Raw genomic sequence first — 21,453 nt, forward strand, 5'->3', positions numbered from 1 at the left:
GGCCGCTCAGTCCTCGCCCGAGGGGGTGCGCTCGCGGGCGGTGGGGGGCTGTTGTGCTGTGTGCCTGGTCGGCCGAGCGGCGCTGCGTGACCTGAGCCCCGGGACCGTCTCGATCGAGTCGTGCTTGGTGGCGACGGCGACGATCACGTCGGTGAGGTTCACCATGTCGGCGACGAACTCGTCGCGCCGTCGTGCCCACTCGGTGGCGGTCGACTCGTCGTTCAGTAACTCGGTGGCGGTCGACAGCACGGCCTCGAAGGAGTCGAGGTTCCGGAGCAGCCCCTGCCGTTCGAGTTCGAGGAAGTTCCCCATGTCGTCGTCCCCAACGAAGGAGTTCGACCGGATCGCGGGCGTCCCCAGCAGAGCCGCCTCGGTCGCGATCGTCTGTGTGTCGGCCACCAGGAGGTCGGCTTCGGCCAGTGCGTGATGCAGCGCCGCGGGGTGCACGTCGAAGCGCTTCGCCGGCAGCCCGTCCAGGTCCATCTGGCCGCCCTCGTCGGAGACGAAGACGGTCACCTCCTCGGCCAGTCGCGAGACCAGCCGCCGGCGCTGGGCCGGGCTGAAGCCGCCGGCCCCGACATCGTGGTGGGAGCCGAAGGCGTTGAACCGGAGGATGGCGAACGGCTCCTGGGCACTGACGCCTAACTCCGAACGGATCGCGGGATACGGTTCGTGCACGTCGGGGTGGAGATACGCCGACTCTTTGAACCCGTCGAAGACGTAGTGTTTGGGGCCCAGATCCTTCCGGAACGCCGCCGGCGTCAGGACCGCGTCGGCCAGCGGCTTCGAGAGGGCGTGATCGAGCGTCGTCGGTTCCGAATCCAGGATGAGGACGACTGGCGTGCGTGAGACGAGTCCTGCGGGAGCCGCGTAGCCGCCCATCCCGAAGATCAGGTCGGGGTCGTACCGCAGCGTCGCGGGGAGGAGGCTGGCGTAGTGTCGCGGGAGCTGTCTGAACAGCGAGCCTTTCGTCGTGTCACAGCGGCCGTAGACGCTGTACGGGAGGTCGTGCCACTCAAGCAGGTCGAGCGTACAGCCGTAGTCCCGGGCCAGGATGTGCACGTCGTGGCCCCGTCGGTCGAGGCGCTCGACGGCGTACTTGTAGAGATGTGCGTGGGCGGGCGTGTTGACGAAAAAGAGGAACCTCACGCCGACTCACCGCCCGGTTTGCGGATGTACGCCGTCCGGCACGGGATCGGTTCCTCCGTCTCGCGGTACCCGAGATAGTGAAAGGAGAGGTCGCCGTGCTCACACCGGTGTTCCTCGGCGAAGGTGTCGACGGCGTCGTTCCAGTCCGCGTGGTTCGACACGATGAGGCCGCCGGGTTCGAGCACGTCCCAGACACACTCGAACTCGAACAGCATGCGAGACAGCGTGTGGGCCGAATCGTGGAAGAACAGATCGATCGACGCGGTGTCGGCCACCACTGCCGGCAGTTCGGTCCGACTGCTCCCCTGGGTCAGCGTCCAGCGGTCACGGAGGTGATCGGGGATCAGCCAGCCCGGTTCCTTCCCCGGTGGGAGGATGTGACTGGTGGGTTCAGCACAGGAGGGCCGGTCCCTGCTGAACTGGCGCTGTCGGGCTCGGTGCTCCGGATCCGTCTCGCCCGCGCGTAACCCCGCCGAGCAGTCGATCGAGCGGAGGTGGCCGTGTCCGTTCTCGGCCAGCGCGGCCAGGATCGTCGTCGTCGAGACGCCGCTGTAGACGCCGGTCTCGACGATCGTCCCGGGCTGGAACTTCCTGACGAGGGCGTAGTACTTCAGACACTCGTCCCTGTGGGCGTCGTAGACATCGTACTCGTCGTCGATGGCGTCGATCTCGCCGGTGATGTGTTCCGGCAACGAACTCTCGAAAAACTCCCGCTGGTACCGCTCGAACTCGGCTTCGTCGTCGAAGAAGCGGTCGACGAACGCGTCGTGGGCTGTCTCCGGTCTGATGCGCTGTGCCCACGATCGGCGGGGATGTAACACGTAGAACCAGCGCTGGGCACTCGACTGCATCTCTTCGGGCATTCGGTCGTAGATTCGGTTGATATCGATGTCCATGGATTGTGAGTTCGTGGGTCGTGGTCGGTTCGTCTGTGACGCTTCCTCTCGTGTCACAGACAGTTGTGAGACGTGGCGATTCCGATCGGTAAAGTTATAGCGAACTTAGCGACGCCCGCCGATCATCGCTCGGCGGCGAAGTACAGCATCGCCTCGAAGTACTTGCCCGGCCCGTCGCGTTTCCCGACGAGTTCCAGCGGATCGAACCCGCAGCGTCGGAGCTGACGGCGCTGTCTGATGGGGTTCGACATGTACGTGTGGAGATCGGCTTCGCCGGTGTCTTTCTTGTACCGATCGAACAGCCTGGGAACGTTGGTCCGGTTGAGGTAGAACGTTCGCAGGAACTCCCTGTCCCGAACGATCGCCGGGAACCGGTACCAGGCGTTGTGGGTGCTGAACACGAGGATACCGCCGGGTTTGAGGACGCGCCGGAGCTCCCGGAACGCCTGCTCGCGTTTGGCCGTCGGGTGGATGTAGTCGATCCCGTTGTGCGAGAACAGCGCGTAGTCGAACGACGCCGTCTCGAACCCGAGATCGGTCGCGTCGTCGACGCTGAAGTCGATGTCGGGGGAGAGTCGTCGTGCCGCCTCGATCATCTCCTGACTGAGGTCGATCCCGACGACATCGAAGCCCCGTTCTGCGAGGGGACGTGTCGTCCGGCCGACGCCACAGCCGACATCGAGGACTGCCCCGTCGTCGTCGAAGTAGCGGTCGATGGCGGCGCGTTCTTCGGGAAACAGGCCCGCTGTCGCCCGGTCCGTGTACTGTGAGAGCAGTTCGTCCGACGAGAACCGATCGATGTTCGTCTCGAAGTGGTCTTCGGGGGGTGATTCGAGTGTCATACGCGGACGCTATCGCGTGGTTCGGCGCACCCGCACAAAGTAAATCCGAGGATACTCGGGCGAACTGTCGGGTCACGGTGGCGCTGTCGCGGCAGCACACACCCCTCTATCGAAGTGTATCTACGGCCCGTCCCGACGTGCCGTCGCTGCTACAGCGCATCTCGAACGAAATAAACGGTCGCCGCTCGCTGGCAGGGTGGTGCTGATCCCACGGTACGGAGCCAGCGGCGCCGCTTCGTGTGCCGAATAACAATAGTACGATTGTGAGATTCGTGCCAGCTGCGTCCTGGATAGTTCAGGACTGTTTACACGATGGGGCTCGACGGTAAGGTGTTGTTACAGTGCTATAATGAGGTGTTAACGGGACCGTCCATCCGCACTGTGTCTCCCGATCTACGGACCGGTAGCCACGAACAGACGGTCTCGACGGTGAAAATTGGCGGTACGTCCCTCCTGACCGCGGAAACCGATACCGGACTATTCGCTCGTCGCGCGATGAACCACGGCACAGCCGCCCACAGCACAGACCAGCGCGGTCGCCACGAGAACGAGCACCCATCCGGGCGCTCCGAGCAGCGTCACCAGGCCGACCACTCCGGCACCGGACACGGCGAGACCGCCGTAGTACTGGTACCACGGTCGTGACTCCGCCTCCCCCGTGTAGTCAAGATACGGTTCGAAGTACTGCACCTGTTCGGTCAGGGTCACGTGACCGCGGTCCTGGTTGAAGTCGACGACACCGACATCGTCCATCTTCGGCAGGTGACACTGGTACAACCCCACGTAGACGCGCTTGCGCTGGCTGGAGGTCAGCTGTTTCGTCGTCGTGTCGTTCTCGATCGCCGCGATGTGTTCGGCGAGTTCGCCGAGCGATACTCGTTGGTCCTGTTCTCGGAGGTACTGGATGGCCTCCCGTCGCCGACTGTTCTTCAACACCTCGAAGATCAGGTCGAGCGACGGTGTCTCCACACGTTCTGTCTGTGTGGTCTCCTGGCTCATCTCTGCCTCTTTCTGATCCGCTCCGTCGTGATCCGGTAGTTCGGATCCAGTGCTTGTGATCGGTGAGTCTTGTGCTTCCATACTGGTACTCCGTGTTCCCCACGTCGTTTGCTGGTCACCGCCCGACCATCGTCGGTCGTCACGGTCCCCGTTGCCTAGTTACACTGACGTAACCGTGTGAGTGGACAACCCCTTGATACTTAATTGTTGGCTATGTTTGATGTGATTCATGTTACCAAAAACCGAGGGCGAGAATCGCCGGGAACTCTGATCCGGCCCGGGATCTCGCTTTGACCCGTCACACGGTCGAACACCGTGTGTTCCCGGTTTCCTCCCGCCAGACAACCGGTACGTGACCAACAGACAGACGAGTGGAACCGTAGAGAGCGAAACCGTTAACCGACGACCAATGGAAACGTATACCAAGAAGGTCGACCGTCCGATTCCGAGTCGACGGACTCCCGGCGACAGCGGATGGATCGACCGGAGACAGTACTATGGTAGACTTCGACCAATGGGACGAGGTGAGTTTCGTGATCAGTTCGCGGTACAGAGTCGAGACCATCCGTCGCCTCTCGGAGGGCCCGGCGACACCGTCGCTGATCGCCGACGATATGGATCTCAGTATCGCACACGTCTCCCGTGCGCTCCAGGAACTGCGCGAGGCCGAGCTCGTCCATCTGCTGGTGTCGGAAGACCGGAAGAAAGGGCGCGTCTACGGGGTGACCGACAAAGGCGTCGAGGTCTGGAACACGATCACCCGGAAGAACATGGCGTGACCGGCAGTTCGGCGGTCGAGCGACACCCGCCGACAGTCTGCGTGGCCGTTATACCCGTGGCGGCGTCTCGGGTCGGGACACCGAGATTTTCGTTGGGGAAACTGTCACCGCACAGCCCGCGTGCGTGAACGAGATCGAGGTCCCCTGCGCGCCCGATTCGACGAGCCGGTCGATAGCGTCCGGATCGATCGTCCTCGCCAGCGGCGGAATTTCGTCTACCTCACGATCGAGCGTGTGCATGAGTTCGAGCACGATCGCAGTGCTCGGTGTCTCCGCGAGTTCGTTCCAAAGCCGACCCTCTTCGGGTGTCTGCGTGGCTTGAACCATATCCTGAGCGACGGCTAAGTGAGGTATATATCTGTTGGTATTCACGAGGAAAAATAGAATCAACGACAGGATTTCTGGATGATCGATGTTGATGGACGGCCACTCGCGGGAACGATCCGCCTACCTGTTGAAAGTATGGAATAACAATAGCGCGATGGATGGTAGCACGCGAAGAGTATGCGGCACACGACGCTGATCAGACACCTGTTCCGTCTCACAGCGGTCCACTCGGCAGCAGGTGACCAGGACGAGACGGGTACCGGACGACGCGGCCGGTCCGAGCGACGATGGTCGGTCGAAACAGCGTCGCCACGTCGGGCGTGGCGACTGATCGATGGGGTCGAAACGGTGGGACGGTCGTAAGATGTACGACGACTCGTCCGTCGGTGTGGTCGTCCCGGCCTACAACGAGGAACCGTTCATCGAAGCCGTCCTGACGACGATTCCGGAGTTCGTCGATCGGACGTTCGTCGTCGACGACTGTTCGACCGATGGAACCTGGGAGATCGTCTCCTCGCTCGCCGACCGGACAGCGGCGCAACGGGTCACGGACGGGGGGACCGTCGAACCCGACCAGGCGGCGACGACGCTCGCGTCGGCGATTCCGGACCAGGACATCGTTCCCGTTCGACACGAGTCCAACGGCGGGCGGGGAGCGGCCGTCAAGACCGGGTACGAACTCGCGCTGGTCGACGGCCACGACATCGTCGCGGTGATGGACGGCGACGGACAGATGGACCCGACACAACTGGAGCGGATCGTCGAGCCAGTCGCGGCCGGTCGCGTCGAGTACGCGAAGGGGAACCGCCTCGCGTCGCCCGACCACTGGGCGGGCATGTCCCGCTGGCGCCTGTTCGGCAACACCGTTCTGACCGCTCTCACGAAAGTCGCGAGCGGCTACTGGGGGATGCGCGACCCGCAGAACGGGTACACTGCGATCTCGGCCGACGCGCTTCGCCAACTCGATCTCGACTCGATCTACGACGACTATGGCTTTCTCAACGACCTGTTGATCCGCCTCGACGCACGCGGGATGCGACTGGCCGATGTCCCGATCACCGCCGTCTACGGCGACGAATCCAGCGGGATCGAGTACTCCACGTTCGTCCCCCGTCTCTCATGGCTCCTCCTGACGGGGTTTCTCTGGCGACTCTGGACGAAGTACTTCCGTCGGGCGACGGCCAGCCGCGACGACAGCACGAACTCCCCATAACGGCCGCCGTCATCGGCTCGTCTCTCCGGGCCGTACGTGTGTCTCTCTGCCACAGCTCCGCTCCGGAAATTCAACTTAGCCATTAATTCTCTCTTCTTGCCAGTTATCGCTGGAAACCCGGTTAATCGCCGCTTAACACACACGAAAACCGACGACGGGTCGCGACACCTGGGGAACACGGGTGTCTGGACTACACCTCGACGTTCGACTGTATCTCCGGAAGTGATAACATCTCGACAACGTCTTCCGGAGCGGCAAACGTACGGCGCGAGTGGCGAACTACGTCGCTGACTCGGCCGACGAGTTGACTGTTCCGGTGGACCGGCGAGTCGATGTCGAGATAGAGGTTATCGCCCATTCCCGTTCGGACGTGGGCGCCCAGCAGCACGGCCATCGTCGTGAGCGGGAACTGGTTCGGACCTGTGGCGCCGACAAACACCGTCGCATCGGCGGGGATGGCGTCGAGCAGTGCGAGCAACTGGCCCGGGGTGGCGACGGTCCCGTCAGCCGGCCCGAGCCGTACGGTCACCATCGGTGGCGTCGAGAGCAGGCCCGACTGGCGTAGGCGACCGAGTTCGTTGATGTCACGGCCGTTCAACACCACGAAGTTGGGCTTGATGCCGCGCTCGACGAGGTGTTCGACGAACCTGTCTACGTCCCGCCGGCTGATCGATGCGACCTCTCGACGACCGTGTTGAACCGGCCCGAGGAAGACCTGTGCGATATCCGGGACCGGCCCTTCGTCGATGACATCGAGGTAGTCACCGAGCTGTGCTGCCGGACTGACCGCGTACTCGATCAGGATGTCGTCGGTCACGTCCGTGACTGCAGTACTGATCGCCGGCAACCGCGACGGTGCGGGCGTTCCGTCGTCGGTCCGTCCGTGCAGTTGGGCGATCGTCGCCCCCAGCAGCTGACACTCCTCGATGTCGTCGGCGACAGCGTCCGGTTCGATCGGGACGTTCGTGCCGTGGCCGTCCAGTGATTGATACCCTGTCGGGGCCACACTACAGCTGACTGGGGCGCCGTTCATGTACTCTCGGTAGGTCATCGATTCTCGCCCGGTCGTGCCGGGCTGTTACTGACCCACTCGCCGAGAGCGGTATTGTTATACAGTGTGTAGGTGCTCAGGGATCGAGCGATCGCAGCGACTGCTCGCTGACGACGATGAACTCCTCGGACCGGAACTGCGAGTCGTGTTCCGGGAGGAAGATGAGCTGTGAATCCGCCGAGGACTCGATGACCGTCAGCTCCTCCATCTCGTAGCCGAGGTCCTGGTTTGGGTCCGGGTCTTCCGGAATCTCCTGCCAGTCGATCTCTCCGTCGTGCCGGCTCATCAGTACCGCTGTGTCCAGGTGGTCCCGGCTCCGGTGGCCACACCGGACCCGTCACTCGGTGACTCGAATCGTCGTCCTCGCTGCATCGGACGAGTAATGGCCGCTTTCCACGTCGTCCGCCCGTCGGTATGCCCGATCATACATCCGAAACCAGTGGCTACCGGATTAACGGTTGTGGCCAGTACGTGAGTAAGATCGCCTTATTACTGACCGAATACACACCTGTTATGTTCATATTTACGTCCGTGTACGTACCACTCCTGTTCGATCACGGGTATGAGAAGCTTACTCCGCACCGACCCCGGCAGGGTCGACCGCTCCACCGAGTATCACCACTCTATCCCTGCGGTTCGGACACTATCGGTACCGCTGGTCTTGCGCAGGGAACCGCCCTGGCGGTGACTGTTCGACCGAGGATCGGTGTCGCGTTCACGCCGGTCGCGGCGGCCGCCGGTGGCTGACCAGGGCTCGCCGGTGTGCACGGACCGTCGGCAAGCACTGGTTGTCACGAACATAACCGCCATATAACTACACCGGCCCGGCGTCTCCGTTCAGTCGGAGAGAGCGTCTCCCCCCTCACCACCGAACCGGTTCATCGATTGCCGAACCCCACCGGGGTCGTCCCCCGTACCGGCACTCACTGACCCGAATGCTCTCTCCACGGTCTGCGGGGTGTTCTGGCTCCCACCCACCCAGCTACCCCGTCTGTACCACTTTTCGGCCGACCGATCCATGGTTACTTCTGGAAAACACCGTCCTACTGACTAAACGGTCTAACCCTTTTAAACCGATCTCGATAGAGAAGACAGACAGTCATGCCGGGTCACGACGCTACCGACCGGAACCTGCCGTCGAACCAACTACCCACAACGGAGCCGATCGTCCGCGCCACGGTGTATCTTCAGTCGCTGGCGCCGACCAGCTCCTACTCCTCGCAGGAACGGCTCGTCGAACGGTTGCAATCGCTCGTCGACGCCGGCTATATCGACGAACTGACCGTGACGGTGTGGGGCGAACAGGTCTGTACCGAGGGTGCGCTCTCGACTGTCACCGATTGCTCACAGATCATCCAGGCCATCGGCGATTTCTTCGCGCTGGCCGCCGACTCCTCGGTGGAGGTCGCTCCGTTCTTTCGGGTCAAGGAAATCTCCTCCTCGCTCTCCGGCGAGGAGTTCAACTGTATCTCCACGCCCGCGCGGTGTGTCGCGTTCTACACCGCCGAGTCACTGCTCGGTGTCTACCCTTGCAAGGTCGACGGCGTCGTCTACACGCCCGAGGACGCCCTCACACAGCTCGAGCGGCTCACCGACGAGGAACACCAACAGGCACGGGCCTGAAATCGCTCAAAGGCCGGCGATCGTCCCCGTCTGACTGAGGATCAGTGTCGCGTTCACACCGGTCGCGGCGGCCTGTGGTAGACAGAACCCGAGCAGTGCGGCCGGTTCGAACCGACCCGGCACCGTTCGGACGATCACCGCGAGGAGGCCAAGGGAGAAGCCCTTGAGCAACACCAGTCCGGCCGGGCCGAGCAGCGACAACGCCGACCTGGCGACGGGATTGGCCTCCGACAGGCCCAGTTCCAGCCCGATCACGGTGAGCACCGTGTCCGCCAGTGCGAACCCGACGACGAGCGCCCACAGCACCGGGCCGTGCCGGCCGCTCTCCAGCGCGGTGAGGGGGCGGACGACCCCGGGAGTAGGAAGGCGGGGCGAACGGTCTGACATCTAGGTGTGTCCTCGGCAACCATCGGCATGGTAACGGACAGCGTACTACGCCCTAACGCCGGGTTACTCGTCGCAGTTCGGAGACACGGACACACCCCACCCCTGGGCTATCCCCCGTCTCAGGTCGGCGGGACGATCTCGACCGTGTTGTCGCCGACGACGGTCACTTCGAACCCGTCGATCAGGAACTCGACCCGAACGGCTGCCTCGTCTGCAGTGGAGATGAGTCGGTCGAGCGCGTCGGTATCGACGGACTCGTACAGCGGCGAAATATCCGTCACGTCACAGTGCCGGACCCTCGCCAGGGTCCGTACGACCGCCGTCGTCGCCGGTTCTCCGTCCGAGAACGACGCTCGATAGGTGTCCGAATCCGGGTGATAGGTCACTCCACCGTGTACCGTTCCCACTGGTTCGTTACGTTTTGACATCAGTGATGCTTAACCGATTGTTACGCTCCTCTCGGATAAATATTCTCCCTGTCATCTCTTCGCATGAGGGCTGTCAACAGGGCTCGGCTCGACTATCGAACTCGACGCGGGATGCCGGGCGCGCCGTCCAGAGACCACAGCAGCACCGCAGTCCCCAGCAGGAGGCCTTCCACGAGTAGATACCCCGCACCGGCGGGCCCGGCGAGCGCGACACTGAACTCCGCCCAGAGGGCTCCGGTCCGGGCGAGCAACGCCGTCGTCGGCTCGGGGGCCCTGGGGATCACCGGCCACAGCAGGAACTCGGCTGTCGCGGTCCCGCCGAGCAACACCGCGTAACAGGCGTCAGCCGGGAGATGCAACAGGTAGCCGATGCCGAAGACGATCCCCAGATGATCCCGTCCCACGCGCCGCGCCAGGAGGTCGGCACCGACGACGACCGGAATCGTGATCAACAGCGAGTGTGCCAGCGACGTTCCCGAGGGGAGTAGCGTCGTCCCCCACCCGAGCGGCTTGTCGACGAGGTCGGGGAACTGGGTCCCGATTGCGAGGACGGCCACCTCCTCGACCGTCGGCCGCGACCGCCCGGCCCCGCGTCGCCAGAGTGCATAGCAGATGTACCCGATCGCGAGGTGTTCCCAGGGCCACATCAGCGGCCCCTCCGCCGGCCGGGCCAGTCTCCCACTACCACCCGGTGGAGACACCGCGTCGATCCCCAGGATCGGCCTACCAGATGGGGTATATCCCCGCTACTCGACCTATGAACTGTATTACTAACCGTCCGTCCGTGGACTGTCAGACGATGCCAGAACATCTCTCAGAGGACGAATTGGAGCGTATCGCCGAGTTCGCGGCCACACCGGTGTACAAACGGTCGCCGGAGCAGTTGCTCCCCGACGACGCCGACGAAGAGTGAACGTTTCTCGGGGCCGACACGTCCAGTCACGGTTCACCGAATCCTGGTGGGGTCGTCGGCCCGCGCCGTCGTCGTGAGAGGTAGTGCACTGCCGTCAACAGCAGGAAGCTACTCGCGACGACGATCCCGACACCCGTTCCGCCCAGTGCCGACAGCACCGGCACCCCGGCGACGACCCCGAGCACGAGGACGACGTTTGCCGCTGCCAGTAGCAGGTAGTACAGATACCAGGGCCGCTCCGTCTCCTCGTCCATGATGTACGGGTCGAGTTCCGAGGACTTGTTCGCGAGCGAGACATCGCCCGAATCGCTGTCGTAGGTCACCAGACCCGCCTCAGCGAGCTTCGGGATGTGGGTCTGATACAGCGAGACGTACACCCGTTTTCTGTCCTGCGAGGACAGCTCTTCGACCGTCGTCTCGTTTTCCCACGCTGCGACCTCTTCGGCGAGATCGGTCATCTGGATCGGGCTCTGCTCGGTCCGGAGGTAGTGGAGGACGTACCGGCGTCTGGGGCTACTGAGGATGTCGAAGATCCGATCGCGTGAGAGCTCTGATGTTTGTTCTGCCATTGGAACGCTCTGTCTGTTAGGTGGGGTACCGTCGCGGTCCGCCCCTCTCGGGAGGCCACTACCTAACGGTTCCGTGGGTAACCTTTTGTTACAGTCTCGTTACCGACCGTTGTACAGTGGCTTCGGCAGATCGACTATCCGGTACAGACAGCCGCAGTAACGGCTACAACACCCGTAGCCACGAGCGGACGGGACCGACGGAACGGTCGGACCGTGCCGGTTGTCATCGCTCACGAGCCGTCCGGGACAGGCCCGGTCGTGACGTTCGAGAATCAATTGTTGAAATAGCAATCAAACTATAAGTACCCCGCTCTCAAACGGATAGCGTAGCTTACCACGTCCAACTGCGCCACGTGTGGCTCGATCAGGATGTCACGAATAACCAGCTCGACCGACGAAGCCGACGGGACTCGCCCCAATACCACAGTTGATGGCGGGGCCGACGAGGAAGCGTCCAGCCAGCCTCCCGACTCGCCGGCAGAAGCCGACCCCGGGATCGCACCGGAGACTGCGTTCGACATCCTCCGGAACAGCCGGCGGCGCCTCGCGATCGTGTACCTCCTCGAAACCGAGGGCGGCGCCGTCTCTCTCGGCGACCTCGCCGAACACGTCGCGGCGATCGAGAACGGTGTCTCCCGCGAGGAACTGTCCTCGGCACAGCGAAAACGGGTGTACGTCTCCCTCTACCAGAGCCATCTCCCACGGATGGAAGAGGCCGGAATCGTGCGCTTCGACCAGGACCGCGGACTGGTCTCACCCGGCCCCCAGGCCGCCGCCGTCGAAGCGTATCTTGACCCAACAGGGCGCCGCGACTCCCGCCGTTGCTACGTGGCCATCACGGTCGCCGGGACGGCACTGCTCGCGGTCAGTTTCCTGACCGGCACGATCCCCGGTTCCGCCGTCGCCCTCGCGGTCCTGCTCGCCGTCGGTATCTGTACGCTCGTCGACCGACTGCGGTGACCGGCCGACGAGGGCACGGCTCGATAGATCGACGCCCGGTCACTGGTCGGACTGCCGGAGACGCGACAGCGCGATCTTGACCGCCAGGAACCGCCCGGCGTAGAACACGAGCACACTCGCACCGAACGCCAGCAGCGAGACGGTACTGACCGAGATGCCAAAGCCCGACGGCGCAAACGGGTTCCGGCCCATCGTCGCCACGTAGGCCTCGATCGCACCGGCACCGCCGAGGCCGAGCGCAAAGAGCAGCACCGACACCAGAATCCCGACCCCGCCGGTCCCGAGCGCGACGTAGCGCGCGAAGTCCTCGACGTTGAGGACCGCGTGGGCTTGCTCCTCGGTCAGGGGTGTTCGAGACACTCGGTACAGGACGGCCCCGACGAGCAACACGGCGCTCAGCAACTGGAAGGCACCGCCGAACAGGCCCATCAGCAGGACCTTCGGAGACGCGACCGCGGGATCGACTGCCGGGAGGTACTGAGCCGTCCCGGCGGGATAGAGCCCGTACATCGGGAGGATCAGGGCCAGTAGTCCCAGCAGCGCACTCTGGAGCGCCAGTGTGCGAGGAACTGTCTGTCGGAAGTAAGCGTATCGCTCGTAGCGCACACGCTCGTAGGCCGACCCGGAGAGCAACGCGTCGGTGATGTCGTCGTCGTGCGTATCGGCGGACATAGTCAGATCGAAACTTCGTGAACGTGGTATGCTGAATCTTCTATATAATTCTTTCCCGTCACGCCCGGTCGACGGGGCGGTCACCGTCAGCCGCTCCGCAGATCCCCCGAAGTACCCCTAACCCGTGTAAACGGACATATGTATGGGGAGTAATACCACGATATGAACTGGAAACGCCTCGCTATCGCCGTCGTCGTCGGTTTCGTGCTGGTGGTCGCAGCGGTGATCGGCGGCGCCTGGCTGTTCGTCACCGACGACAGCCCGCTGTTGTTCTACGACGCCCGACCGGCGACAGTCGAGGAACCCGCCCGCTCCGAAGCGGGGTATACGCCCGTGAACACGACCTCGTTCAACGTGAGTTACCGTCCGGTCCCCGGAATCGCCCGCAACGTGAGCCTCAGGGTCTGGGCGAGTACGTACGTCAGCGGCGTCTCGGCGGCGACCGATCAGCCTCCGGCGGCGACATCGGCCAGTGGCGACACGACGGTCGACGTGGCAAACGCCTCCGTGGTGACTGTCTTCTCCATGTCGTCGCTGGAACTCGGACCCGTCGCGTTCAATCCACTGGTGTACGCCTCCGACCCTGGCGTCTTGAATCAGTCCGGGTTCCTCGTCGACCAGGGAGAGGCGTACCTGCCGTCGAACGTGACGAACGTCACCGACCTCACGGTCCGCAGCGACCGGCCCGTCCGGATGCTGGGCCAGGACACGCAGCTGACGCGGCTTGGTGGCTCGGTGGCTGTCTCACCCACGTCCGACCCCGTCAACGTCACCGTCTATGTCGCCAGGGTGACCCACGAGGGAAACGTCGTCATAGTCGTCGGCGTCGCACCCATCTCGGGGGACACTAGTGAGGAGTTCGCGACGCTCGTCGAGGGTGTCCGTCACTGGGAGCGCGGTGCGGGGACGCCACCGACTCGGCAACGGACCGGACAGCAGGAACGCGTCGCTACCGTGTCCCCCGGACCGCTGGACGGTGATCTCGTCGACGACCGATCCGCCGACGGTGTCGTCACTCACTGACGGTGCATTCGCCGTCAAAAATTCGTGTGGTGACCGTCTGTCGTCACGCGACGACGGTCGCAGCCGCGATGAACGACCACTTCGTTCCGCTGCGGGTCTCTGTCTGTTTCTGTGCTGCCTTGTTTCGGTTGCGGCGGTGCTTCCAATTCATCGTATTACACTCAACGCCCCCCGTGCATAAATACCTTTTCAATTTCTGATATGTTGTGGCTGAACGACGATTACAGTTTAGCGTGCTGAATTACGCATGATAACGCACGATCGACAACGTAATCAAATGTTCATTATACAATTTCAGACATGTTTGTGGGCGCTAGCACGCACCAGTGGCCGGCGGCGCGGCTGGGGCTGTGGCAGTGCCGTCCGAACGCGGCTGTAGGGAGGGACGGGCCGCTCTGTTTCCGCCGGGGACAGCAGAGATATGTCGCCCCAGTACGAACAGTAACGCATGACCATCCTCGTGGCAATCGCCGACGACGCCGCGCGCGATCGGGTCCTGGATACGGCGACAGAGCTGGGCACGGGATTGGATCGGGACCTCTACATCGTCCACCTCGTCGAACAACAGACCGCCAACCCGAAAGCCCGACGGATCCGCGAGGAGATCCGGGAGCGGACCAGCGATGCGGCCGTCGTCTCGACCATCTCGGTGGAGTACATCACCCACCAGGGGAGCCGTAGCGCGACCCGGACGGCCAGGGAACTGCTCGATATCGCGGCCGATGTCGACATCACCCACATCGTCATGGGCCACCTCTCGAAAGGCGTCGTCGAGAACATCACGCAGGGGAACACGGCCTTCGCCGTCGTCGACGAGTCGACCGTCCCCGTCACGATCGTCCCTGTCGGCGGCGAGTGACCGCTCCGCGGTCCTCACTCGGACTCGCCGACGATCTCGCTCCGGCCGGTGCCGATCGGGTCCTGGTCCGGCAGTCGCGTGAACCGCGTTCGACTGTACAGCGTGAGGTCGTACTCGGGATACGTGTGGTACGTCTCGTACCCGTCCTTGTCGAGCGCGATCGCCGTGACGGCGTCCTGGCCGAACCAGTACGACAGGTCGAACGACTCTCCGGCCGGGAACGACGCGAGCGGCCGGTGTTCGAGCACCGTCTCGCACCGAATACCGTCCGTCTCGTGGTCGAGCCGTCGCCGCTCGCCCCCGTCTTTCAGCGGGATCGTCGCTCCGGTACTCTCGACGGGGTCACACGACGAGAGCTCGTAGAAGTCGTACTCGGGCGCGCTCACGTAGTGTGAACTCCCGATGACACGGAACCGGAACTCGGTGCCCAGGAAGGGCTGCGTGAGTTCGTCGAACACGGTGACCTCGTCGGTCGGCGGGGTCGAACTGTGGACGAACGTCAGTGTCTCTCTGGTCATGTGTAGCCGACGATGATGTCGTAGTTCGGATCGAAGACGCTGTTCGGTTTGACGCCGCGATACGTCGCCAGCCGCTCCCACTCGAACGGTCCCAGTCGGTCGCCAGTCCGCCTGACGTACTCCCCGCGAGCCCGTTCCAGGGACGGCTCCGGCGTCGGCCCGTGAGAGAGGACGTAGAACCGCTCGCCGCGTTCGTACTCCCCGTCGCCGTCCAGGTCGTCGACCACGGAGTAGGAAAGGTGACGGTCGAAGCCGGCGGCGGCGACGGTGTTGTGGTAGGCCTTGTTGTGCTGGGGGTAGTTGTACCGGGAGTACACCCAGGAGACGACGACCCCGCGGTCGGTGAGATGTCGGCCCAGGAGGGTGTAAAACTCCTGGGAGTACAGCGGGAGCGCGTCGTCGCTACGGGCGCCCGGCACGTCGAGCAGTATCAGGTCGTACCGCTTGTCCGTCCCCCGCAGGTACGTGTAGGCGTCACCGACGGTGGTGTTCAGCCGGTCGTACCTGTAGGCGTTGTCGTGGAACTGCTCGAAGTAGCTCCGGTTTTTCGTGTACTCTAAGAACTCCCCGTCGATGTCGACCTGGTCGACGGAGACGTTGTACTCCCGGAGGTGGTTCACCGCGACGTAGTCGCCCCCGCCGACGAGCAGGACATCGACGGACGACTGGTTCTCGTACATCGACATCGGGATGTCGACGAGCCCGCTGTGGTAGGAGTCGACCCAGCTATCACACAACTGTAACGCGCTGTCCAGACGGAGACACCGCTCGGGGCCGGCGTGTGCCTCGACACGGCGCTCGTACAGCGTGAGCCGCTGGTAGGCCGTCGTGCGGTAGGTCTGTACGTCGATCTCGACCGCGCCCGGGCGGTACTCGTCGGCGATCCGATCGCCCATGTACGCCCCGGTGACCGTCCGATCGACGCGCTCGCCGTTCGCGACCAGTCCGCCGTAGGTCCCCGTCAACAGCAGGCCCACGACGAGCACCGCACGCCAGTTCCCGACCGTCGGCCGCGAGAGGCTCTCGGAGACCCCGGTCAGCGTCCAGGCCGCGAACGCGAGCGCCGCCAGCGCGTTGAGCAGCCCCAGGACGAGCACCGTCACCACGAGTCCCAGCCGCGGGTACAACACGAGCGCGTAGACGACGGTGCCGAGGAGACTCCCGATGTAGTCCGCGCCGAGTACCTCAGAGAGCGACCGTCCATCGGAGTCCGAGACGCTGAAGAACACGCCCATCACACGGCGGACGACCCGGCGGGGGTAGAGACTCCCCATGGCCGAGAACAGCGAGTCTTCCCGGTCCTCGACCAGATCGTCCAGCAGCGGGAGCTCGAACCCCGAGAGGACGCCGACGACGACGATCGGCAGGTGCGCGAGCACGAGCGTGACGGTGTATTTCCCCGGGAACGCCACGTTCGGGAACGAGTTCAGGGCGACGATGAACCCGGCGCCGACCGGGCCCGCGAGCGAGAGATACACCTCGGTCCGTAGCAGGTTCGACTCGGGGTCGTCGAGCTGGCCCGACAGCAAGGCGCCGACACCGAGCGAGAACATGTACAGACCGATCGTGATCGAGTACCGGACGACCGTCCCGCCGTAGAAGACCGTCAGGAACTGCGAGTACACGAGTTCGTACGCGATCGAACAGAACGCGACGACGACGGTCAGTCCCAGTTTGAACCGGCGGTCGGTCACCGACCCCCATCGGGCGGAGTCGGGACTATCCATGCCGCTCCCGCCGGTCGCATCGGACGCGGACTGGGACATCCGGTGGTGGACTCACACGCGGGGACGGACGTGCCAGGACTTGTCGATCTGCCAGGAGCCGTTGTTGTCGATCTCGAAGTCCGCACCTTGCCACCCGAAGTCGGCGTTCGACTCCTCGCCGACGAGTTTCGTTCCGACGCGATACCACCCCTCCTGTGGGCTGCTGGACGGGGCCGCCTCCGAGAGCGCGACCGTGTGTGACGCCCCGTTCTGTGCGCTGGACCACTGTGTGTCCCAGGGGACCGGTCCCGCATCGGGCGGGTCGTTCTCGTAGCGCTGGTCGCTGCCGAGGTAGGCGACGCCGGCCGCACTGATCGCCGCCGGGTACATCCGCAGTTCGTCGTCGTGTTCCTCCCGCCAGTCGTCGTAGTCGCCGCCGTGCCAGACGGCCCACCCGTGTCGGCCGCGGGGCGCGTTGCTGTAGGCGCCGGAGCCACGTGTCGCACCGCGTGCGCCTTTCTGAGCGCTGGCGACGCCGACTGGGGAGAGCTGTCCGAGCGCCAGCGAGCCGTCGACGGTTTCGACACGCGACTCGACTCTGGGGTTCGAGACGAACTGGATCTGCAACTGCGTCCCGCTCAGCGAGACACCTTCGAACACCTGTGCTCTGCGGGGTGGAGGGGAACTGCTCCCGCCGGAACAGCCGGCGAGCGCGCTCAGGGCGGTCCCTCCGATCAGCGCCGACCCGCTGCGGAGGAACGATCGTCGATCCATATTGCGTCCACGTATTTGCAGCGGTAAATAACTTCCGCTTACCTCGGCGTTCGACCCCCTTCCCACTGTTTGAAGTGTGCTCGTTCGGTAGGTAGGGCAAGCATGGGAGACGACTGGACCGCCCCGACAGACGAGTTCTCGGGCGACGTGCGCCTCCAACACCGCGAGGAGACGATGGGACTTCGGGGGGCCGAAGACGTGTACGTCAGTGGCGAGGCCGTCGCTGGTGAACTGGCCTTCCTCGACGCGGAGTACGTCTTTACCGACGTGGCAGTCGACGGCTCGCCGTCGCTGGACGGGGGCGATGTCGACACCGCGGTCAGCGGCGACCTGGACGACGGCTACGTCGACGATGTCGCCGACGACGTGGTCGTCACGGAGATCGAAGACGCGTTCGTCCAGTACGGCGGGGCCGAGCGGGTCACCGTCGGCGGCGTCGAACAGGTCTTCCACGACGACTCCGCCGCACCGACGAAATCACCCGAACAGTACGAGGTCACGGTCAACGGCTGGAACCACTCCCGGAAGGTGACCGACCCACGGGACGGCGTCGCAGTCGTCGGCGCGAAAAACGAGGTCCGGGTCACGGAGGCCGCCCACGACCTGACGGTGTACGTCGTCGGGTGGGACAACGAGGTCCGCGTCGAGGGCCGGAACGCGGACGTGACGGTGTTTTTCGTCGGCCGCGACAACACCGTCAGCACCGGCCCGTACCTCTCCCAGTCGCTGGCAGCCGAGAGCGGGTTCGACAACACGGTCGACGCCGATCCGCTCCCGCCCGATGCCGTCATCCAGACCTCGAAGTCCGAGGCCCACGGCGACGCCGTCTTCGGCCGGCACAAACTCACCTGGCAGGAGCCGGCCGCCGACAAGGACTGGTGTCCCAACTGCGGCAGCAACGCCGACGCCGTCATCGCCCGGAAACAGCGGGACGCGCTGTTCCTGTTCAAACTCCCGGTCCGGACCTACGACGACGGCGGCGTCTCCTACGAGTGTGAACACTGTAGCCGCCACGCGCCCGACCACGTCTCGCTGTCCGAAGCCGAACGCCGCGACGCCTTGGAGTGACCGGCCGCGCCTGCGGCGAACAGATTCCGTCGACAGCCTGCAAAATCTATCGGCTGCCGGATAAACACTTTTGACGGTCGTCCTGAACTATAGGGCAATGTCAGACTCCGAAATACCACAGACACCCTCCGACGTGTCACAGGCCCGCGCCGTCCTCACGCGCTCGCCTGCGGAACGCGAGGCCGAGGGCATCGGGGCCGACGAGGTCGAGGCCGCGCTGGAGACGGTGCTCCGGGACGGGACCGCGGACGAGAAGACATTCGAGGGGTGTACGTTTCCGACGCTGACCCTGGACTACGAGGTCATCCAGGGCGCCGACAACCACCCCGCGGTCTTCGAGAACTGTACCTTCGACGGCGGGATCAGTGCCGAAAAGGCCGATATCGACATGCCGTTGCGGTTCCACGACTGTACGATCGGCGACCTGTTTCTCTACCACGCGCGTTTCGAGTACGACGTGGAGTTCGACGGCTCGACGTTCACGGGGACCGTCCAGGCAGACGAGACGCGGTTCGAACAGGACGCGGAGTTCGACGACGCCGTCTTCGAGGACCGGGTCGAACTCGTCGAGACCGACTTCTACGACGATACGAGCTTCGCCGGCGCGCAGTTCGAGGCCACGGCGTCGTTCCGGGGTTCGCAGTTCGAGGGCGAATCCAACGAACTCGACGACAACGTGACCTTCGCGGGGGCCGTCTTCGAGGCCGAAGCGACCTTCGAGCAGGCCCACTTCGAGGCCAACCGGTTCGACGGCGCGACGTTCCAGGCCCCGGTGAACTTCACCGAGGTCCTGTTCGACCACGACACCGAGTTCGAGAACGTCACCTTCGAGGCCGACGCCACCTTCGACGAGATGGAGTGCAACGAGGACGCCGACTTCAGCGGGACCCACTGGGGCGGGACGGCGCAGTTCCGCGGTGCCGTGTTCAACGGCGGCGCTCGGACGATGGAGGACGACGCCTCGTTCGAAGGTGCCACCTTCGACGGCGACGCCCGGTTCGAGGAGGCCCAGTTCCGGTACAGCAACTTCACACAGGCCACGTTCGGGGCGGACGTGACGTTTCAGGAGACGCGGTTCCTCGGCGACGCCGACTTCAGGCAGGCCCGGTTCTCGGGACTGGCGGACTTCGACGAGACGCGGTTCCACCAGGAGGCGATCTTCACGGACAGTTCCTTCGACGGCAGCGCACACTTCCGCGGCGCCGAGTTCGAGGGCCACGCGAACCAGCTCGAACAGAACGTCTCCTTCGACCGGGCCAGGTTCGGCGCTCCGGCCGATTTCAGCGGGGCGAAGTTCAGGTCGGTCTCGTTCGACGACACCGAGTTCGCGGCCGCGATGGACTTCTCGAACACCGAGTTCGCGGACGACGCGCGGTTCCTGTTGCGCGCCGTCGGCGACGACTCCTACGTCGACTTCACCGGCGCCTCGATCGAGGGCGGTTCGATCACCCAGCCCACAGAGGGGTGGGTCAGATACGACTTCACCCGGGTGAGTCTCGGGGACATCGACCTCTCGGCCGAACGGGAGCGGGACCACCGCGAACTGTTCGATTACTTCCGGTTCTGTGAGACGGTCTTCGACGAGTTCGACGGCAACGAGTTCGACTTCGAGGCCCACACCGACTACCTCGACCGCAACGGCTGGGACATCCACACCTTCAGCGACCCCGTCGACCGAGCCTACGCCATCGCTATGACTCCCGAAGCGATCGAGGCGACGTACCTCCGGGCGAAAAACAGCGCCTCTGCCGCCGGCGACATGAAAGCCGCGGGGGAGTTCCGCGTCAAGCGCCAGCAGTATGCCAGGAAAAAACACGTCAACATCGCGCTCGACGGCGGTGCGGGCGCCACCGCACGGGCGAAGAACGGAATCAGAGCCGTCGAGAACGCGTTCCTGGGTATCTCCTGTGGCTACGGAATGCGCATCTTCCGGATCTTCGGAGTGTTCGCCGTCGTCCCGGCGCTGTTCTCGCTGCTGTACGCCTTCGGCGGGAAGGTGTTCGCGACGAGTGCGGCACAGCCGGCCTCTGTCACCGCGGCGCTGACCACGCCGGAGGGCCAAGCCGCGTTCTACAAACTCGTCTCGTTCAGTTACATCACGTTCCTGACCATCGGCTACGGGAACATCGGGCCGGTCGGCTGGGGTGCCCGGATCCTGGTCGCTCTGGAGGTGTACCTGAGTGTCATCCTCAGTGGCCTGGTCCTGTACGCGCTCATCAAGCGCTCGGAGATGTGAGACGCCGCGGTCCGACAGATCCCGTCGAAGTTCCACGGTGGCCCGTGGAACGGAGTACACACACGCTGACAGACGGTTCGTCTGTCGGTGCAATTGTTACTACAGAAGTAGTAAATAAAACCTTGCCGGTTCGGTGGCAGGTGCAACTCTGTCCGCGGATGCCCGTGGCCCTGACACGTCTCTATCAGCTCGAAACCCATATCCGGACTTTTCGGATCGATATACTCGGTAAAGAGCCTGCAAACGACACGAAATGGTCTGAGATTACTTTCGAGAGGACTAGGAGGCCGACAAAAGCGGTTCAGGCGCGCTCGAATCCGCGATTCGAGTCTATACGCTCAGTCAGATCGGTGGGGCGGTCGACGAGTCACTCTCTGCGATGATTGCTCGGGCTGGCAGTCACACGGAACTGTGATGGCACGTCGGGTACGGACCGACGGCGGCTGTCACACTGTCTGTCT

The 21,453-nt window shown here is 64.0% G+C and carries 23 protein-coding genes; 8 read left to right on the forward strand and 15 right to left on the reverse strand.

Annotated features, from left to right (window positions below; all coding sequences use genetic code 11):
* Positions 1-6: 6 nt before the first annotated feature.
* The 4 genes from P1L40_RS20315 to P1L40_RS20330 all read right to left on the reverse strand — a co-directional run bounded on the left by P1L40_RS20315 (position 7) and on the right by P1L40_RS20330 (position 3,967).
* Positions 7-1,149, reverse strand: coding sequence for a hypothetical protein (locus P1L40_RS20315; RefSeq protein WP_284011206.1), 1,143 nt, complete (start codon positions 1,147-1,149; stop codon positions 7-9).
* Positions 1,146-2,045 (reverse strand): class I SAM-dependent methyltransferase, encoded by a 900-nt coding sequence (locus P1L40_RS20320; RefSeq protein ID WP_284011207.1) that lies wholly within the window; start codon positions 2,043-2,045, stop codon positions 1,146-1,148. Before P1L40_RS20320 ends, P1L40_RS20315 begins: the two co-directional genes overlap by 4 nt.
* Positions 2,046-2,167: 122 nt before the next feature.
* Entirely contained in the window at positions 2,168-2,887 is a 720-nt protein-coding gene (locus tag P1L40_RS20325) for a class I SAM-dependent methyltransferase (RefSeq protein WP_284011208.1), read from the reverse strand.
* 477 nt (positions 2,888-3,364) lie between these two features.
* Complete coding sequence (locus P1L40_RS20330; RefSeq protein ID WP_284011209.1) at positions 3,365-3,967, reverse strand: DUF7344 domain-containing protein; 603 nt, start codon at positions 3,965-3,967, stop codon at positions 3,365-3,367.
* A gap of 416 nt (positions 3,968-4,383) precedes the next feature.
* Here P1L40_RS20330 and P1L40_RS20335 point away from each other — a divergent pair, with 416 nt between their 5' ends.
* A complete protein-coding gene (locus P1L40_RS20335) occupies positions 4,384-4,665 on the forward strand; it encodes a winged helix-turn-helix domain-containing protein (RefSeq protein ID WP_284011210.1) in 282 nt (93 codons plus the stop codon).
* Positions 4,666-4,713: 48 nt separating this feature from the next.
* Here P1L40_RS20335 and P1L40_RS20340 read toward each other — a convergent pair whose 3' ends face one another.
* The gene (locus tag P1L40_RS20340) at positions 4,714-4,992 is read right to left on the reverse strand and encodes a HalOD1 output domain-containing protein (protein WP_284011211.1); all 279 of its coding nucleotides are present in this window, start codon (positions 4,990-4,992) and stop codon (positions 4,714-4,716) included.
* Between the two features lie 364 nt (positions 4,993-5,356).
* Here P1L40_RS20340 and P1L40_RS20345 point away from each other — a divergent pair, with 364 nt between their 5' ends.
* Complete coding sequence (locus P1L40_RS20345) at positions 5,357-6,205, forward strand: glycosyltransferase family 2 protein (protein ID WP_284011212.1); 849 nt, start codon at positions 5,357-5,359, stop codon at positions 6,203-6,205.
* 190 nt (positions 6,206-6,395) lie between these two features.
* On the opposite strand, the gene P1L40_RS20350 is transcribed toward P1L40_RS20345, so the two are convergent.
* Both P1L40_RS20350 and P1L40_RS20355 read right to left on the reverse strand, forming a co-directional pair.
* Positions 6,396-7,256 (reverse strand): 3-keto-5-aminohexanoate cleavage protein, encoded by an 861-nt coding sequence (locus P1L40_RS20350; RefSeq protein WP_284011213.1) that lies wholly within the window; start codon positions 7,254-7,256, stop codon positions 6,396-6,398.
* A 76-nt stretch (positions 7,257-7,332) separates the two neighbouring features.
* Positions 7,333-7,542 (reverse strand): hypothetical protein, encoded by a 210-nt coding sequence (locus tag P1L40_RS20355; protein WP_284011214.1) that lies wholly within the window; start codon positions 7,540-7,542, stop codon positions 7,333-7,335.
* A gap of 815 nt (positions 7,543-8,357) precedes the next feature.
* Here P1L40_RS20355 and P1L40_RS20360 point away from each other — a divergent pair.
* A complete protein-coding gene (locus tag P1L40_RS20360) occupies positions 8,358-8,879 on the forward strand; it encodes an HTH domain-containing protein (protein ID WP_284011215.1) in 522 nt (173 codons plus the stop codon).
* Between the two features lie 6 nt (positions 8,880-8,885).
* Here P1L40_RS20360 and P1L40_RS20365 read toward each other — a convergent pair whose 3' ends face one another.
* From P1L40_RS20365 to P1L40_RS20380, 4 genes are all read right to left on the reverse strand, one after another.
* Positions 8,886-9,266 carry a DUF5658 family protein gene (locus P1L40_RS20365; RefSeq protein WP_284011216.1) on the reverse strand — a complete coding sequence of 127 codons (381 nt, stop codon included), beginning with the start codon at positions 9,264-9,266 and terminating at the stop codon, positions 8,886-8,888.
* A gap of 119 nt (positions 9,267-9,385) precedes the next feature.
* Positions 9,386-9,673, reverse strand: a complete 288-nt coding sequence (locus P1L40_RS20370) for a HalOD1 output domain-containing protein (protein ID WP_284011217.1) — start codon at positions 9,671-9,673, stop codon at positions 9,386-9,388.
* Positions 9,674-9,786: 113 nt separating this feature from the next.
* Positions 9,787-10,341, reverse strand: coding sequence for a metal-dependent hydrolase (locus P1L40_RS20375; RefSeq protein ID WP_284011218.1), 555 nt, complete (start codon positions 10,339-10,341; stop codon positions 9,787-9,789).
* A gap of 292 nt (positions 10,342-10,633) precedes the next feature.
* A complete protein-coding gene (locus P1L40_RS20380) occupies positions 10,634-11,176 on the reverse strand; it encodes a DUF7344 domain-containing protein (RefSeq protein ID WP_284011219.1) in 543 nt (180 codons plus the stop codon).
* 369 nt (positions 11,177-11,545) lie between these two features.
* On the opposite strand from P1L40_RS20380, the gene P1L40_RS20385 reads away from it, so the two are divergent.
* Positions 11,546-12,136, forward strand: a complete 591-nt coding sequence (locus P1L40_RS20385; RefSeq protein ID WP_284011220.1) for a DUF7344 domain-containing protein — start codon at positions 11,546-11,548, stop codon at positions 12,134-12,136.
* Positions 12,137-12,175: 39 nt separating this feature from the next.
* Here the strand turns inward: P1L40_RS20385 and P1L40_RS20390 are convergent, their stop codons facing one another.
* Positions 12,176-12,808: a hypothetical protein gene (locus P1L40_RS20390; RefSeq protein ID WP_284011221.1), complete on the reverse strand. Its 633-nt coding sequence runs from the start codon at positions 12,806-12,808 to the stop codon at positions 12,176-12,178.
* 162 nt (positions 12,809-12,970) lie between these two features.
* Here P1L40_RS20390 and P1L40_RS20395 point away from each other — a divergent pair, with 162 nt between their 5' ends.
* A complete protein-coding gene (locus P1L40_RS20395; protein WP_284011222.1) occupies positions 12,971-13,831 on the forward strand; it encodes a DUF6517 family protein in 861 nt (286 codons plus the stop codon).
* 448 nt (positions 13,832-14,279) lie between these two features.
* A complete protein-coding gene (locus tag P1L40_RS20400; RefSeq protein WP_284011223.1) occupies positions 14,280-14,690 on the forward strand; it encodes a universal stress protein in 411 nt (136 codons plus the stop codon).
* 14 nt (positions 14,691-14,704) lie between these two features.
* Here P1L40_RS20400 and P1L40_RS20405 read toward each other — a convergent pair whose 3' ends face one another.
* Genes P1L40_RS20405 through P1L40_RS20415 form a run of 3 tightly spaced genes read right to left on the reverse strand, consistent with a single transcriptional unit; the run spans position 14,705 to position 17,688 of the window.
* Positions 14,705-15,208 (reverse strand): hypothetical protein, encoded by a 504-nt coding sequence (locus tag P1L40_RS20405; RefSeq protein WP_284011224.1) that lies wholly within the window; start codon positions 15,206-15,208, stop codon positions 14,705-14,707.
* Entirely contained in the window at positions 15,205-16,935 is a 1,731-nt protein-coding gene (locus P1L40_RS20410) for a spermidine synthase (protein ID WP_284011225.1), read from the reverse strand. The genes P1L40_RS20405 and P1L40_RS20410 overlap by 4 nt, the downstream gene beginning before the upstream one ends.
* Positions 16,936-16,986: 51 nt before the next feature.
* Positions 16,987-17,688 (reverse strand): hypothetical protein, encoded by a 702-nt coding sequence (locus P1L40_RS20415; RefSeq protein WP_284011226.1) that lies wholly within the window; start codon positions 17,686-17,688, stop codon positions 16,987-16,989.
* 102 nt (positions 17,689-17,790) lie between these two features.
* Here P1L40_RS20415 and P1L40_RS20420 point away from each other — a divergent pair, with 102 nt between their 5' ends.
* Entirely contained in the window at positions 17,791-18,756 is a 966-nt protein-coding gene (locus P1L40_RS20420) for a hypothetical protein (RefSeq protein ID WP_284011227.1), read from the forward strand.
* Between the two features lie 97 nt (positions 18,757-18,853).
* On the forward strand, positions 18,854-20,992 hold the full coding sequence (locus P1L40_RS20425) for a pentapeptide repeat-containing protein (protein WP_284011228.1): 2,139 nt from the start codon (positions 18,854-18,856) through the stop codon (positions 20,990-20,992).
* Positions 20,993-21,453 lie beyond the last annotated feature (461 nt).

The organism is Haloarcula pelagica (assembly GCF_030127105.1).
In the GTDB taxonomy this organism is placed as follows: Archaea; Halobacteriota; Halobacteria; order Halobacteriales; family Haloarculaceae; genus Haloarcula; species Haloarcula pelagica.

Excerpts from the sequence above, each read along its gene's own strand:
- P1L40_RS20325 (WP_284011208.1), bottom strand. The coding sequence starts at position 2,887 with ATGACACTCGAATCACCCCCCGAAGACCACTTCGAGACGAACATCGAT.
- P1L40_RS20395 (WP_284011222.1), top strand. The coding sequence starts at position 12,971 with ATGAACTGGAAACGCCTCGCTATCGCCGTCGTCGTCGGTTTCGTGCTG.
- P1L40_RS20340 (WP_284011211.1), bottom strand. The coding sequence starts at position 4,992 with ATGGTTCAAGCCACGCAGACACCCGAAGAGGGTCGGCTTTGGAACGAA.
- P1L40_RS20350 (WP_284011213.1), bottom strand. The coding sequence starts at position 7,256 with ATGACCTACCGAGAGTACATGAACGGCGCCCCAGTCAGCTGTAGTGTG.
- P1L40_RS20345 (WP_284011212.1), top strand. The coding sequence starts at position 5,357 with ATGTACGACGACTCGTCCGTCGGTGTGGTCGTCCCGGCCTACAACGAG.
- P1L40_RS20365 (WP_284011216.1), bottom strand. The coding sequence starts at position 9,266 with ATGTCAGACCGTTCGCCCCGCCTTCCTACTCCCGGGGTCGTCCGCCCC.
- P1L40_RS20425 (WP_284011228.1), top strand. The coding sequence starts at position 18,854 with ATGTCAGACTCCGAAATACCACAGACACCCTCCGACGTGTCACAGGCC.
- P1L40_RS20360 (WP_284011215.1), top strand. The coding sequence starts at position 8,358 with ATGCCGGGTCACGACGCTACCGACCGGAACCTGCCGTCGAACCAACTA.
- P1L40_RS20380 (WP_284011219.1), bottom strand. The coding sequence starts at position 11,176 with ATGGCAGAACAAACATCAGAGCTCTCACGCGATCGGATCTTCGACATC.
- P1L40_RS20355 (WP_284011214.1), bottom strand. The coding sequence starts at position 7,542 with ATGAGCCGGCACGACGGAGAGATCGACTGGCAGGAGATTCCGGAAGAC.
- P1L40_RS20410 (WP_284011225.1), bottom strand. The coding sequence starts at position 16,935 with ATGGATAGTCCCGACTCCGCCCGATGGGGGTCGGTGACCGACCGCCGG.
- P1L40_RS20415 (WP_284011226.1), bottom strand. The coding sequence starts at position 17,688 with ATGGATCGACGATCGTTCCTCCGCAGCGGGTCGGCGCTGATCGGAGGG.
- P1L40_RS20330 (WP_284011209.1), bottom strand. The coding sequence starts at position 3,967 with ATGGAAGCACAAGACTCACCGATCACAAGCACTGGATCCGAACTACCG.
- P1L40_RS20390 (WP_284011221.1), bottom strand. The coding sequence starts at position 12,808 with ATGTCCGCCGATACGCACGACGACGACATCACCGACGCGTTGCTCTCC.
- P1L40_RS20335 (WP_284011210.1), top strand. The coding sequence starts at position 4,384 with ATGGTAGACTTCGACCAATGGGACGAGGTGAGTTTCGTGATCAGTTCG.
- P1L40_RS20385 (WP_284011220.1), top strand. The coding sequence starts at position 11,546 with ATGTCACGAATAACCAGCTCGACCGACGAAGCCGACGGGACTCGCCCC.
- P1L40_RS20375 (WP_284011218.1), bottom strand. The coding sequence starts at position 10,341 with ATGTGGCCCTGGGAACACCTCGCGATCGGGTACATCTGCTATGCACTC.
- P1L40_RS20400 (WP_284011223.1), top strand. The coding sequence starts at position 14,280 with ATGACCATCCTCGTGGCAATCGCCGACGACGCCGCGCGCGATCGGGTC.
- P1L40_RS20405 (WP_284011224.1), bottom strand. The coding sequence starts at position 15,208 with ATGACCAGAGAGACACTGACGTTCGTCCACAGTTCGACCCCGCCGACC.
- P1L40_RS20420 (WP_284011227.1), top strand. The coding sequence starts at position 17,791 with ATGGGAGACGACTGGACCGCCCCGACAGACGAGTTCTCGGGCGACGTG.
- P1L40_RS20320 (WP_284011207.1), bottom strand. The coding sequence starts at position 2,045 with ATGGACATCGATATCAACCGAATCTACGACCGAATGCCCGAAGAGATG.